Source organism: Melioribacteraceae bacterium, from assembly GCA_030584085.1.
Classification (GTDB): domain Bacteria; phylum Bacteroidota; class Ignavibacteria; order Ignavibacteriales; family Melioribacteraceae; genus SURF-28.
The window spans coordinates 1893543-1906981 of sequence record CP129490.1 but is presented as its reverse complement, the minus strand read 5'-3'; the positions used below and the strand labels follow the sequence as shown (position 1 = coordinate 1906981).

General features: G+C 33.5%; 14 protein-coding genes. 7 read left to right on the top strand and 7 right to left on the bottom strand.

Annotation, left to right across the window (positions count from 1 at the left end; genetic code table 11):
* Positions 1-6: 6 nt before the first annotated feature.
* The 7 genes from QY331_08745 to QY331_08715 all read left to right on the top strand — a co-directional run bounded on the left by QY331_08745 (position 7) and on the right by QY331_08715 (position 7481).
* The gene (locus QY331_08745; GenBank protein WKZ68040.1) at positions 7-414 is read left to right on the top strand and encodes a response regulator; all 408 of its coding nucleotides are present in this window, start codon (positions 7-9) and stop codon (positions 412-414) included.
* A gap of 10 nt (positions 415-424) precedes the next feature.
* Positions 425-1909, top strand: coding sequence for a response regulator (locus tag QY331_08740; protein WKZ68039.1), 1485 nt, complete (start codon positions 425-427; stop codon positions 1907-1909).
* Between the two features lie 17 nt (positions 1910-1926).
* Positions 1927-2298, top strand: coding sequence for a response regulator (locus QY331_08735; protein ID WKZ68038.1), 372 nt, complete (start codon positions 1927-1929; stop codon positions 2296-2298).
* Between the two features lie 20 nt (positions 2299-2318).
* Positions 2319-2783 (top strand): NADH-quinone oxidoreductase subunit NuoE, encoded by a 465-nt coding sequence (gene nuoE, locus QY331_08730; protein WKZ68037.1) that lies wholly within the window; start codon positions 2319-2321, stop codon positions 2781-2783.
* A gap of 8 nt (positions 2784-2791) precedes the next feature.
* Positions 2792-3991, top strand: coding sequence for an NADH-ubiquinone oxidoreductase-F iron-sulfur binding region domain-containing protein (locus QY331_08725; GenBank protein ID WKZ68036.1), 1200 nt, complete (start codon positions 2792-2794; stop codon positions 3989-3991).
* Complete coding sequence (locus tag QY331_08720) at positions 3991-5907, top strand: NADH-dependent [FeFe] hydrogenase, group A6 (protein WKZ68035.1); 1917 nt, start codon at positions 3991-3993, stop codon at positions 5905-5907. The genes QY331_08725 and QY331_08720 overlap by 1 nt, the downstream gene beginning before the upstream one ends.
* A gap of 149 nt (positions 5908-6056) precedes the next feature.
* A complete protein-coding gene (locus tag QY331_08715) occupies positions 6057-7481 on the top strand; it encodes a HAMP domain-containing sensor histidine kinase (GenBank protein WKZ68034.1) in 1425 nt (474 codons plus the stop codon).
* Here QY331_08715 and ispE read toward each other — a convergent pair.
* Genes ispE through QY331_08680 form a run of 7 tightly spaced genes read right to left on the bottom strand, consistent with a single transcriptional unit; the run spans position 7478 to position 13378 of the window.
* Positions 7478-8332: a 4-(cytidine 5'-diphospho)-2-C-methyl-D-erythritol kinase gene (gene ispE / locus QY331_08710; GenBank protein WKZ68033.1), complete on the bottom strand. Its 855-nt coding sequence runs from the start codon at positions 8330-8332 to the stop codon at positions 7478-7480. The genes QY331_08715 and ispE overlap by 4 nt on opposite strands.
* Positions 8313-9203 carry a homocysteine S-methyltransferase family protein gene (locus QY331_08705; protein WKZ68032.1) on the bottom strand — a complete coding sequence of 297 codons (891 nt, stop codon included), beginning with the start codon at positions 9201-9203 and terminating at the stop codon, positions 8313-8315. Before QY331_08705 ends, ispE begins: the two co-directional genes overlap by 20 nt.
* A gap of 1 nt (position 9204) precedes the next feature.
* A complete protein-coding gene (locus tag QY331_08700; GenBank protein ID WKZ68031.1) occupies positions 9205-10332 on the bottom strand; it encodes a glycosyltransferase family 9 protein in 1128 nt (375 codons plus the stop codon).
* Entirely contained in the window at positions 10313-11386 is a 1074-nt protein-coding gene (locus tag QY331_08695; protein WKZ68030.1) for a glycosyltransferase family 9 protein, read from the bottom strand. The genes QY331_08700 and QY331_08695 overlap by 20 nt, the downstream gene beginning before the upstream one ends.
* Positions 11383-12414, bottom strand: coding sequence for a glycosyltransferase family 9 protein (locus QY331_08690; GenBank protein ID WKZ68029.1), 1032 nt, complete (start codon positions 12412-12414; stop codon positions 11383-11385). The genes QY331_08695 and QY331_08690 overlap by 4 nt, the downstream gene beginning before the upstream one ends.
* Positions 12414-12863 carry a MauE/DoxX family redox-associated membrane protein gene (locus QY331_08685; protein WKZ68028.1) on the bottom strand — a complete coding sequence of 150 codons (450 nt, stop codon included), beginning with the start codon at positions 12861-12863 and terminating at the stop codon, positions 12414-12416. The genes QY331_08690 and QY331_08685 overlap by 1 nt, the downstream gene beginning before the upstream one ends.
* A complete protein-coding gene (locus QY331_08680) occupies positions 12863-13378 on the bottom strand; it encodes a rhodanese-like domain-containing protein (GenBank protein WKZ68027.1) in 516 nt (171 codons plus the stop codon). The genes QY331_08685 and QY331_08680 overlap by 1 nt, the downstream gene beginning before the upstream one ends.
* Positions 13379-13439: the final 61 nt, after the last annotated feature.

Sequence of the window (13439 nt, the reverse complement as noted above, 5' to 3'; positions counted from 1 at the left end):
ATCAAAATGTCAATTGCAGAAAAAATAAAAACAGTATTGTTAGTCGATGATGATATCGATTTGCTTGAACAAAATAGAGTATTACTGGAATCCAAAGGATTTGAAGTTGTAACAGCCGAATCAGGTAAGGAAGGTTTGGAACTATTTAATAAAGTAAAACCTTGTGCTGCGATAATCGATCTAATAATGGAAGAACATGATTCAGGTTTTATACTTTGTCATAAAATTAAAAAAACAGAACACGGTAAGAAGATACCGGTATTCATACTTACGTCGGCAACCTATGATACCGGTTTTAAATTCTCGGTAGAAACAGACGAGGAAAAAGAATGGATAAAATGCGATGGTATTTTAAATAAACCAGTTGTTCTTGATGAGCTTATAATGAAATTTGAAAATTTCTTAGACAATTGAATCTATTAGCATGCAAAACGGATACACTCCAAAAGTATTAATTATTGACGACGAAAAGGGATTACGAATCGGTACTCAACGATTGCTCGAATCGGAAGGGTATGAAGTGTCCACAGCTGAAAATGGCACTACTGGAGTTAAGCTATGTGTAGAAAATGATTTTGATATTGCATTAATTGATTTAAAAATGCCTGATATGGATGGCATTGAAGTTCTAGCAGAAATAAAGAAAGCCAAACCTAATACAATATGTTTTATTGCAACTGCTTACGCAAGTTATGACACAGCAATTGAATCAACTCGATTAGGTGCATACGGATATATACCAAAACCATTCACACCAGACGAATTACTTTATAATCTTAAAAAAGGATTTACACAAAGATTATTAATTCTTGAATCCGAAGAATTAAAGAAAGAAAGAGAAAGAAGTTTACTTGAGATTGCTAATGAAAGGAGCAGACTTAATACAATTATTCAAGCAATTACAGATGGTGTTTTAGTTATAAACAGACTAGGGGAAGTTGTTTATTCTAATAATGCTGCACTGAAATACTTGAATATAGAGGATGTAAAAATCGGTAAAATGATTTTAAATAAGCTTCCTCAAAAAGTTAATGAGCTTGTAAATAAATATCTATCTAATGACGAAGTAATTCATAAATCATACACTACACAGATTGAGATACTGCCGAACGAATTATTTATTGAAGCAATTACTTCTCCGGTTTCAAATCCTGATGAATCACTTGCCGGAGTTGTTCTTGTTATTCGGAATATAACAAATATTAAAAAAGTCGAACAAATAAAAAATCAATTCGTTTCGATGGTTGCACATGAACTTAAAACACCGGTTGCGGCAGTTCTGGGATTCCTAAAAATAATTCTTGATAAAAATCTAAACGTAAGTGAAGAACAAAAAGATGATTTCATATCTCGTTCTGTAGTTCGGCTCAAAAGTTTGTTGGATTTGGTAAACGACTTACTTGATATTTCGCGATTGGAATTAAAAACAAAGCAAAGAGAAATTGAATCACTTAATATTGATGAAATATTGCGATCAACTGTTCAGCTTCTGGAAATTGAAGCGAATAAACGCAATCTAAGTATTGTAATTAATATAGAAGATAATCTCCCAAATCTTAAAGCTGATCATGGTGAGATAACACGCATATTTACTAATATCATTAGCAACGCTGTTAAGTACAATAAGGAAAACGGAACTATTAAAATTGATACTCATGCAAATGGAAATTATTTGATAACAAGAATTAGCGATACCGGGATTGGACTAAGAGAAGAAGAAAAAGCTAATATGTTCCAAGAGTTTTATAGAGCTAAAAACGAACATACACGCGGAATCAGCGGGACAGGTTTGGGCTTAACAATCGTTAAACAAATTGTGGACTCTTATCACGGTAAAATTGAATTTGAAAGCGAATACGAAAGAGGAACAACGTTTACTATTTATTTACCCATAAATAAAAACAACTAAACAAAACGGAGATAACCATGGCTTTAATTGCAATAATTGACGATGATCCGGATATCGTTGAAGCCAGTAAACTAGTTCTAAAATCACATGGATATGATGTGGTAACCGCAAATAATCCGGATGACGGTTACAAAATTGTGAAGGAAAAGAATCCTTCACTGATAATACTTGATGTAATGATGGATGAACCTGATGATGGATTTTTCTTAGCCCAAAAATTCCGTAAAGAAAAAATTACAACACCAATTCTTATGTACACTTCGGTTTCTAAAACTACAGGTTATGATTTCGGCGCAGGCGATTTAGTACCGGTTGATGATTTTGTTGAAAAACCGATTTCACCGGAAGAGTTAATTGAAAAAGTAACTAATTTATTAAACAAAGTATAAGGAGCGGCAAGATGCTGGTAATGGAAAAAAATTCCTTATCGGAAGAAATTGAAAAGCTTGTTGATCTTTACGGTAAAGAAAGATCCTCGCTCCTTCCGATTCTACAAGCTGTAGAAAAAAAACATAAGTATATCTCGGATTTTGCTCAACAAGAAATCGCGAGAGTATTAGATATCCATCCCGTTGAAGTGTTCGGCGTAATAACTTTCTATTCTTTCTTAACTCATCAGCCAAAGGGAAGAAATGTTGTAAGACTATGCCAAACTATTACATGTGATATACTAGGCAAGAAATCAGTTGCCGATGCAATTCAACGAGAGCTTGGAATCAAATTTGGCGAGACAACAAAAGACAAAAAAATTACTCTGGAGTATGCTAACTGCCTAGGAATGTGTGATCAAGGTCCGGCTATGTTGGTTAATGATCAAGTTTATTCCCATTTAACTCCGGAAAAAGCTGTCGAAATCTTAAGTAAAATAGAGTAGAGGAGAAAATGGAAAATAAAATGAAAAGAGAAGGGGCAGTTATCTTTTCGGAATATCAACGTGGAGATGCGATCAAAAAAGCTGTTTCCATTGGTAGGGAAGATATCCTCTTCGAACTAAAAGAATCTAAACTTCGCGGCAGAGGCGGTGCTGGATTTCCAACTTCAACAAAATGGATGCTTACTGCAGCGGCAAAAGCTGATAAAAAATATGTTATTTGCAATGCGGATGAAGGTGAACCGGGAACTTTCAAAGATAGAGTTCTTCTACTTGAATATCCCGAACTGGTATTCGATGGAATGGTAGTTGGCGGTTATACAATTGGAGCTAAAGAAGGAATAGTTTATCTACGCGGTGAATATGAGTATATGTTAAAATCCTTAGAAGATTATCTTGAAGAGATGAGAAAAGATAATTTGTTAGGTAAAAATATTCTTGGGAAGCAAGGATTTGACTTCGATATTATTATTCGACTTGGTTCGGGAGCTTATGTATGCGGAGAAGAAACTGCATTAATTGAATCATTAGAAGGTCATCGTGGTGAAGCACGTAACAGACCTCCATTCCCGGTAAATACAGGATTAAATGGTAAGCCAACAACTGTAAATAATGTTGAAACATTTGCTTCAGTGGCACATATTGTTGTTAAAGGTGGAGAATGGTATAGAACTCAAGGAACTGATAAATCAACCGGATCAAAATTGTTTTCAGTATCAGGTGATTGTAAAAAACCCGGTGTCTATGAGTTACCATGGGGAACAACAGTTACTGAGTTGCTAAATATTGTTCAAGCAGAAAACACAAAAGCTGTGCAAGTCGGCGGTGCTTCGGGTGTTTGTATTCCCAAATCTCAGTTCGATAGAAAACTTGGTTACGAAGATTTAGGAACCGGTGGATCGATAATGATCTTTAATGAGAATCGTGACATGCTTCATGTGTTAAAAAACTTCATGGAATTCTTTGTTGAAGAATCGTGCGGTCAATGCACTCCATGCCGAGTAGGTAATACTAAATTGTTGGAAGGTGTTGAAATGATCGAAAGAGGCGAATATACATTCGGTTATATAAACAAATTAAAAGAGCTGGGAGAGACGATGAAGATTGCATCGAAATGCGGACTCGGTCAGTCATCTCCAAATTCATTTATCTCGATTCTTGAGAATTTCAAAGAGGAAATCTTCAATAACGGAAAGGGAGGAAAACACTAATGAAAGAAAATGGAAAAACTAGAGCTCCCGAAAGTCAGAAAGGTCATACTGTTAAAAAGGCAGAATCCTCAGAAGGAATAGGAGCAATGATAAGTGTTGAAATAAATGGCAATAAATATTCGGTGCCTTTTGGAACATCAATACTCGATGCGTGCAGAAATAATAAAATTCATATTCCTACTCTCTGTCATCATGATGATTTATGTGTTGCAGGAGTATGTCGTGTATGTCTGGTTGAAGTTGAAGGTATGAGAACGCTTCAAGCTTCTTGTGCCTACCCAATTACTCAACCAATTAAGATTCATACATCAAGCCAAAGTGTAAGAAAAGCAAGAAGACATGTCATTGATTTGTTGCTTAGTGAACATTATGGAGAATGTTATTCTTGTGTTCGTAACAATAATTGTGAACTTCAATCACTCGCCAAAGAATATGGAGTAGATCATTTCACATTCGGTCATATTGATAAACCGAAGTATGAAAAAGATAATTCTTCATTCTCGGTAGTAAGGGATATGAATAAATGTATTCTTTGCAAACGCTGCGTAAGGACATGTATCGATTTACAAGAAGTCGGGGTTCTAGAATCTATTTATCGTGGGCATGACACTCAAATTTCTACGTTCATGGAAAAACCCCTTGCGGATGTTGTTTGTATCAATTGCGGGCAGTGTATTAACCGATGTCCGACCGGTGCTCTAAACGCAAATGATCCATCAGACGAAATTTGGAAGGCAATTGAAGATCCTACAAAACATGTTGTGATTCAAACTGCTCCATCGCCACGCGCTGCAATCGGTGAAGAATTCGGTTTAGGTGCTGGTCATTCACTCACGGGTCAGATGAATACTGCTTTGAGAAGAATTGGTTTCAATAAAGTTTTTGATACAAACTTTACTGCCGATCTAACAATTTTGGAAGAGGGAACAGAGTTAATTATCCGTCTATACAAAGCTCTGGTTGAAGGTGATAAACAAATTGCACTTCCTCAATTTACTTCATGTTCACCGGGTTGGGTAAAGTACATTGAACATTTTTATCCGGATTATTTACCGCATGTTAGCTCCGCTAAATCACCACAGCAAATGTTTGGTGCGCTTATCAAAACTTGGTATGCCGAAAAAGAAGGAATTGATCCTGCTAACATTGTTAGCGTAGCATTAATGCCATGTGCTGCAAAGAAATATGAATGCAATAGACCTGAAATGGTTGATTCCGGTTATAAAGATGTCGATTATGGTTTAACAACAAGAGAACTAGCACAAATGATTAAAGAATCCGGTATCTATTTACCTGAAATGGACAAAACACATTTTGACAATCCATTTGGTGATGCTTCAGGTGCGGGACTTATATTCGGTGCTACCGGTGGTGTTATGGAAGCTGCAATTAGAACAATAATTGAACTTGTGATGGGTGAAAAAGTTGAGAATGTTTTTGATAATATGAATGTAATTCCGGTTCGTGGTTTTGAAGGTGTTCGTTACGCAGAACTTCCTATTACTAAAGTTGGTCCGGTTCCGGAAATTCTAAAACATCTTGTACCTAATTGGGATTGGCTAAAAGGAGCAACTCTTAAAGTTGCGGTTGCGCATGGTACAGCAAATGCTAAAAAGGTTATGGAAGATATAAAAGCCGGAGGTAAGTTATCAGAATGTCATTTTATTGAGTTTATGGCTTGTCCTGGAGGTTGTATAGGTGGTGGTGGTCAACCTATTCCAACATCAAAAGAGATACGTGAAAAAAGAGCAGAAGCAATCTACAATGAAGATGCATCGCTGCCTCTTAGAAAATCACACGAAAATAAACATGTCATCGATATTTATTCAGAATTCTTGACTGATGGACCTTGTGGACATAAGTCTCATAAACTCCTTCACACTCATTATACACCAAGAGGGAAGTATATTGCATAATTCATAAGGAGGGGGAAACTCCTCCTTATTTTTTTACTTAATATCCCTGTTCCAATTTCTATTTACATTAAAACCGGATATCAATATATTTAATTGAGCTTTTGTGTTTAATGCTTTGATGAAACAATAATCACATTTGAGATAAAATTATGATAGTATTAGTTCCAAAATGGGCACATCATTATGAAGAATTTTGGAATGCAATAAGAATAAGAAATCTTTGGTTCATTAAGATACGTTATATTTTTGTTGGTGCGTTGTTACTTTTTGTATTAGCTGGCGAATGGTTACTTAATCTAAAATTTTCTACTCGACAAATCTTAGTATTTCTTTTAATTACATTATACATTTTTACTTACAACTTAATTATCCAATCAGTTCGTAAAAGAATTAAATGTGTTCCCGGAAAATTTAATCCACTTCACTTATCCTTACTGCAAATTGTTCTAGATCTTTCAATTCTATTGGTTTTGATCTATTACACAGGCGGGATTGATTCACATTTTCACATTTTTGCAATTTTTCATACAATCATAGGAAGTTTAATTCTACCTGGTCATGTTATATTTACGGTGATGTCAATTTATTTACTCTCTTACGCTGCAATGTGTTTCCTTCAGTATTTTGATATACTTCATGTTCATTACTTAATTGGTCTATTTGAGAAGGAATACAATCATGGGCTGAATTACGTGCTTCTCACATTAATTATTTATTCAACAATGATCTTGATGAGCGTATATTTAGCCAATAAAATCTCTCATCAACTCTATAGGAGAGAACAGCAGTTAAAAACATCACTTGAAAAAATTCAGCAAGTTGAAGAAAAAAAACAAAAATATATTATTGGTGTTGTTCATGAAATTAAATCCCCGATTTCGGCCATTCAATCAATAGCGGACTTAATCTTACAAGAGTATATCGTTCCATTACCAGCCCAACTAAAAGAAAAAATTGAACGAATAAAAATTAGAAGTGCGGATGGTTTGAATCTTGTCAACAATGTTCTGTTTATTTCGCGTTTGCGATTGCTCAATCTAAGACCAACTGAGAGCATTGATGTAATGAATATATTGGATGGAGTAATAGATAAACGCTGTACTGATATACGTAATAAAAATATTAATCTAAAAGTAAATGATCTCAGAAATAATAAAAGGTTGTTATCGGCAGATAAAATACTATTTGAATTGGCGATCTCTAATCTACTTTGCAATGCATTCAAGTATACTCCTACGGATGGAAAAGTTCTTATCGAATTAAGAGATGATGAGAATAATCTATTTTTTGAAATATCGGATACTGGAATTGGCATACCCAAAAATGAAATACAAAATATTATGCATGAGTTTTATCGTGCCACAAATGTTAAGAGAACCGATACGGAAGGAAGTGGACTTGGGCTCGCTTTAGTTAAGGAAGTAATTGAATTACACAAAGGGGAAATCAACTTTAAGAGTCCTTCAAATATAGGAGATGATACCAATCCCGGAACTACAGTAATTCTTAAATTGCCATTTGAATCTGAGAGTCAAGATTCAACCGAGGAAATGAATTCTACAAAAGAAATCTAATATCCAAAGTAGCTATCTTGCATACGTGAAACACAAACGAAATAATTGGAAGGAAAAACATTTGTTAATTGAGCCATGTTAATTTCCTCTTTAAATAATCCATACACACTCGAACCACTTCCGCTCATTAATGAAAAAATCGCACCTTGTTCTAACAATTTCTCCTTAATTTCTTTTATCGAAGGATAACTTGTAAATACGTATTCTTCAAAATCATTTTTTACATTTTTCATATTCTTAAGAAAAGAAGCATGATTATGGAAAACTTTGCTATAGTCAATGTTAGCACTTTTAGGATAAATATTTTTAAATGCTTCTTTCGTTGAAATGTGAATACCAGGATTTACAATTACAATATTGTAGGGAAGTTCAAAATCAACAATAGTCAATTTCTCGCCTCTTGATCTACCAATCGCCGCTTTTGCTTTAATAAAAAAAGGAACATCAGATCCCAGCTCTAATGCGATTTTTATCAAACTATTATAGGAGATTTTCAAATTGAATAGTTCATTTAATGATATTAATGTTGCCGCGGCATCACTGCTGCCGCCGCCTAAACCGGCACCGGTTGGGATATTCTTTTTTAATTTAATTTTTACTAATAACTTTTTGCCAACATAATTTTCAACTGATTGATGAGCTTTCAAAACTATATTATTGTTTTCCGAATTTAACTCATCGTTATCGCATTCGAAATCGAAATGATCAGCAAGTTCAAAAGAAACCGTATCATGTAAATCATAAATTGGATAAAAGAATGTTTCGAGATCATGAAAACCATCGTCTCGTTTTTTAACAACATTCAATCCAATATTGATCTTCGCCGGTGCTTTAATTTCGATATACTTCATCAAATGTTTCCTTAATTGCTGCTGTATGAGTCGGACTTGATCCGCAACATGAACCTATAAAGAGAGGTTTATACTGTAAATAATTTCGTATGAAAGTTGAATATTCTTTCGGAGGAATACCGCATTCAATAATCTCATCAGTTACTTTTCCGGAACCACAGTTCAAATAAAATCCCCATTTTATAGCATGAAATTTAACAAATTCTATTTTATGAAAAGTCGCCGGCGAAATGCAATTTATACCAATAGCAATCGGACTAAATTGATTGATATATTCTATAACATCGTAAAGTAATTCACCGCTTAATATGTGCAGATCATCGGTTAGATACAGACTAATAATAAATGGAATATTCTGTTGGTCACACAGTTCGCAAACAATTTTTATTTCATCGAAATGACTAAATGTTTCGTTCAAGATAAAATCAACACCGGCTCGCCATAAATATTCAATATGATGCAAATGATTGAAGTATAATTCATTGTGAGAAATTGTTCTCTCTATTTGATAACAATCTTCGGCTGGTGCATTTGAACCGGCAATTAAAATATTATTTTCGCCTCGTGATTGAATCGCAAGTCTAACAGATTTCTTGACTAATTCTGCATTACTTATAGTAATTTGTTCGACATGATATGCAGTCGGATTTGTTCTAAATGTATTTGTTGTTATTATATTAGCGCCGGCATTAATATATTTTGAATGAAGTTCGATAACTTTAGCGGGGTCGGAAATATTTAAAGAACTTGACCACATTGAATTATTTTTATCGGATAAAATATTCTGAAGATTACTTCCAATTGCACCATCAAGAATCAAAGGACGATTCTTTGATTTATAAAATTCAAGTACCGATTTTCTTTCAGACATTTTATTTTTTTACGTTGTCAAAGTATTTCACTGTTTCATTAAATATCTTATCAAGATCAATCATCTGAATACATTCTAATTCATAAGGGCAAACTTTCTTCCAGCAGGGAGCACAGAATAATCCTTCAGGTATAAGTTTAACTCCTCGATCGTATAAATCGATTTCTGTCCAGCAGGACAAACCGAACCAAGCAATAACATATTTCTTTAAAGCAATAGCCAAATGCATTCCGAAGGAATCACCGGTTATTATAACTTGAGGAATACTTTCATAACAAGCACCTTTTCGAACTCCATTTGTCGTGGGAGAATTGATAATTCTATCTCCAAAAGGTTCGGCAATAATATTATTTCGTTCGGTATCTTCCGGTCCCCCGAGCAGCATAACTTTAAATCTATTTGTATTTAAGAATCTTTCGATGAGGACTTGGTGTTGTTCAATAGTCATCTTTTTGTTTGGGTACAAGTTAGAACAACCGGTATTAAAACCAATAATTTCATCTTTTTCTGTAATACCAATTTCATTTTTGTATTCTTGTATGTATTCCTTTTCTGAATTAGAAAATTCAAAAACATAATCGTTTCTTTCATATGGGATTTCAAAAGTTTCAGATAAATAATCTTGCCCAGTTCTTTGATTGACTTTGAACTTTAAATGATCATCCATCCCTAATAAATAATTATATTCGGCACCTTTGTTTAAAGGAATAATTTGACCTCTTTCATTTATTCCGAAACCTAATCGTTTCTCAGCATCGACTTGCATAGCTAATGAACCCGAGCGCTGGGATTTATCAACATTCATTACCAGATCAAATTTCATTGAACTTAGTATAGAAATTGATTCAGCATCATAAGCATATACTTTATCGATCAAGGGATTGTTCTCCAATAACTTATGAGCAACTTTTAATGTCACCCACATAATTGTCGATTCCGGATAAACTTTCTTCAAGGTTGCTAGCTGAGCTGTTGTCATTAAAACATCACCCATTGCATCTAAATTAATTATAAGAATTTTTGTGCCGAAAGAAATATTATCCTTGCAACCATCTGTCCAACAGTTATGATCGGGATAACAAGGTTTATAACCGGTAAATCGTTTACAATTAGGAATTTCTTTTGTCATAATAAATACACTCAAAAAATATTTTTAATTTGTTAATTACTGTATCAAACTCGAGTTCATTGAAATTCGGTTTTTCCGTTATTATTAATTCGTGCTCGGTATTATACGGATACCAAACTACATGATCCGTATTATAATTAATGTAAATACCAAACACAGGCAAATTATAACTGGATGCAATATGAACGAGAGAAGTATCGGGTGAAAATAAAAAATCAATTTGTTTTAACACTGCTGTCATTTTTTCAAAAGTTGGTTCTGCAGATATTAGTTTTTCATTTTCTATAATTTGTTTTGCCTTCTCAATTTCAGAGGGAGAAGAAAACAATATAATATTTATATCGTACTGCGAAAAATACGAAATCAATTTCTTATATCTTTCAATTCCCCAAAAACGTGCTTCGCTTCCGGCTGAAATATTAATACCTACCAAGAATTTCTTTTCTTCAAAAAGATTGTTTATTAATTCATCTGCATACTGTAAAGCTTCAGTGGTCGGTTGATAGTTTACTTTAATTTTATTTTGGTCAAATGGAATATTTAAAAAATTCAAAAATTGTAGATAACGTTCCATTATGTGATGTTTAGTAGGATCAAGATAAGGAACAAGATGAGTAAATATTTTTTTTGATTTTTTATTATATCCAACTTTGTTTTTTACATTCAGCAAACCAATAAAGAACGAAACAGAAGTTGAAACGTCGTCATGTAAATCAAACAACGCTTGGTATTCTGAATTATTAATTTCTTCTTGTAGAATTTTTATTTCTTTTAACTTTTTCGGGAAAACTAATGTTCTATCCACATTCGCATCATTCTCAAAGATGAAATGATTCTTTCTATCGGCAAGAACATGAATTTCACAACCGGTATGCTCTTTAATGTTCTTAATTAAATGCGTCGTAACTAATGCATCACCAATGCGATTTAATCTTATCAATAAGATTTTATCTTTACTAGAAATTATAAGCTCTGTATTTTTCTTTTCGTTTTTCCTAAAGAATAAATAAAGCGATAATAATAACTTGCGCAGGTATATTTCGATTTCTTTCATAAAGCAATATTGTTTTTTTCAATCAGCTTATCAACTTTTGATAAAACATCGTCAACATCTAATTCTAAAAAACATTCATGGTTGTAAGGACACTCAAGTTTGTTGCAAATAATACAATGTAAATCACTTTTATTTATCCATTCATGTTTACTGCCATAAGGACCTTGAAGATTTGGATCAGTGGGACCGTGCAAACTTAATGTGGGCGTTCCAATTGCAGTAGAAATGTGCATCGGACCGCTGTCATTAGCAATCAATATTTTACATTGAGAGATTAAAGAAGCCATTTGTTTGATATTAGTAACCGGGGCTTTTATTGCATTTGATTTCATAAATCGAATAATTTCTTCAGTGTCGTTTTCATCACTCGGTCCCCAGACAATTAGAATCTTAGCGCTATATTTTTGTGCAGAAGCATCTGCAATTTCGGCAAATTTAATTGGATCACATTTTTTTGAATTCCATCCTCCGCTTGGGGAGATTCCAATTACAAAATCTTTTTGTGAAAATGTATTTTCAAAAAACTGTCGAGCAAATGAAATTGATTCATCGTCAAGATCTGATTTTAGATTGCTTGGGGTAACAGATAAACCAATTTTCTTCAGAAATTCTAAATGTAAATCAGCAGCGTGAAATTTCCCGCGTTCTTCGGGTCCAAATAAATTGTATGCATATTTTCTTCCACGATAGGGAAAACCGGCTCGATATTTTGCTCCGCTTAAAAATGTTATTTGTGCAGTGAATGGATTCGCATAAAAATCAAAAATCAAATCATACTTTTCTTTTCGAATTTTACGGATGAGCTTAAATCTTCCGGATAAACTCTTGTCAGTAAAAAGATGAACATTGCTTATCTCATCAAGTAAGTTTAAAAGTTGATCACTCGGTTTTTCAGTTAAATAATCAATCGAAGCATTTGGAAAGTTTCTCTTAAGATTTTCTAAAACGACAGTAGAAAGAATTACATCCCCGATTCCTCTGAATTTAATAAGGAGTATTTTTTTTATAGAGGAATTATCAATTTTCATTACACTTTTTCAAGAGGTATTGATTTATTAATTTTTTCATGATAAACAAAAACATACAATCCTAAAATTATCAGTCCCAGATTTTCAATAATTTTTACTATTCCCACATTTTGAGAATTATTAGTTCCAAAGCATCCGCAATCTATATCCAAACCTCTGAGAACTGCGATGAAGATCATGATAGTAAAGGCTGACATCAAGGAGATAAAGATAAAAGAATTCTCTTTTACATGTTTATTAAATATAAGTAAGATCCCGCACACGACCTCTATCCATGGTAAAGCGATCGCAAAAAAGTTTATAAATATGTTAGGTAATAATTGATAGTTTTCAATAGATTCGGAGAATCCGGATGGATCGGCAATTTTTTCAATTCCCGCAAGAATGAAGATGTACCCTATAAAAAATTTAGCAGTCCACAGAATGTATTTATTTGTTAAATGTTTCATTAAAATTCACCTCCAAATTCAACGGGGTAACCGGCGTCACGCCAAGTCTCCCAACCTTCTTCAAACACAAACAATGATTTATATCCGAGTTTTAAAAGTTCAACGGCTACTTTTTTGCTTAATCCGCAGTCATCGCTGGAGCAATAAAGAATTAATGATTCATCTTTCGATAACAAAGAAAGCGAATTATGTTGTGGAGAGAATTCAACTTCCGGTAGATTAATTGAACCTAATACATGACCATCGGAATAATCCCACTGATCACGAACATCGACAAATTTTATACCTTTGTTATATAGCTTAAATGCGTTCTCCAAATCTATCAGTTTGATGTTTGTAAAATCGAGACCGCCTGTATTATTTATAGTTATCTCATTTTCATCATAAACTCCAAATTCTATAACTTCTTTTACTAAAGGAATACCATTTGGAGAAAGATAATTATAAGTAAAACCCAGAAAGAGAGAAACTAATACAATGTATAACAGAGACTTCCATCTAATATTGTTTAGCATGAGTAATCTTCTATTGTTAATTTTGTTAAATTGAAAAGTATAAAAAATTATTGAGTGTTAA

Coding starts and splice junctions, on each gene's coding strand:
- QY331_08745 (WKZ68040.1), top strand. CDS start 7: ATGTCAATTGCAGAAAAAATAAAAACAGTATTGTTAGTCGATGATGAT.
- QY331_08740 (WKZ68039.1), top strand. CDS start 425: ATGCAAAACGGATACACTCCAAAAGTATTAATTATTGACGACGAAAAG.
- QY331_08735 (WKZ68038.1), top strand. CDS start 1,927: ATGGCTTTAATTGCAATAATTGACGATGATCCGGATATCGTTGAAGCC.
- nuoE (WKZ68037.1), top strand. CDS start 2,319: ATGGAAAAAAATTCCTTATCGGAAGAAATTGAAAAGCTTGTTGATCTT.
- QY331_08725 (WKZ68036.1), top strand. CDS start 2,792: ATGGAAAATAAAATGAAAAGAGAAGGGGCAGTTATCTTTTCGGAATAT.
- QY331_08720 (WKZ68035.1), top strand. CDS start 3,991: ATGAAAGAAAATGGAAAAACTAGAGCTCCCGAAAGTCAGAAAGGTCAT.
- QY331_08715 (WKZ68034.1), top strand. CDS start 6,057: ATGATAGTATTAGTTCCAAAATGGGCACATCATTATGAAGAATTTTGG.
- ispE (WKZ68033.1), bottom strand. CDS start 8,332: ATGAAGTATATCGAAATTAAAGCACCGGCGAAGATCAATATTGGATTG.
- QY331_08705 (WKZ68032.1), bottom strand. CDS start 9,203: ATGTCTGAAAGAAAATCGGTACTTGAATTTTATAAATCAAAGAATCGT.
- QY331_08700 (WKZ68031.1), bottom strand. CDS start 10,332: ATGACAAAAGAAATTCCTAATTGTAAACGATTTACCGGTTATAAACCT.
- QY331_08695 (WKZ68030.1), bottom strand. CDS start 11,386: ATGAAAGAAATCGAAATATACCTGCGCAAGTTATTATTATCGCTTTAT.
- QY331_08690 (WKZ68029.1), bottom strand. CDS start 12,414: ATGAAAATTGATAATTCCTCTATAAAAAAAATACTCCTTATTAAATTC.
- QY331_08685 (WKZ68028.1), bottom strand. CDS start 12,863: ATGAAACATTTAACAAATAAATACATTCTGTGGACTGCTAAATTTTTT.
- QY331_08680 (WKZ68027.1), bottom strand. CDS start 13,378: ATGCTAAACAATATTAGATGGAAGTCTCTGTTATACATTGTATTAGTT.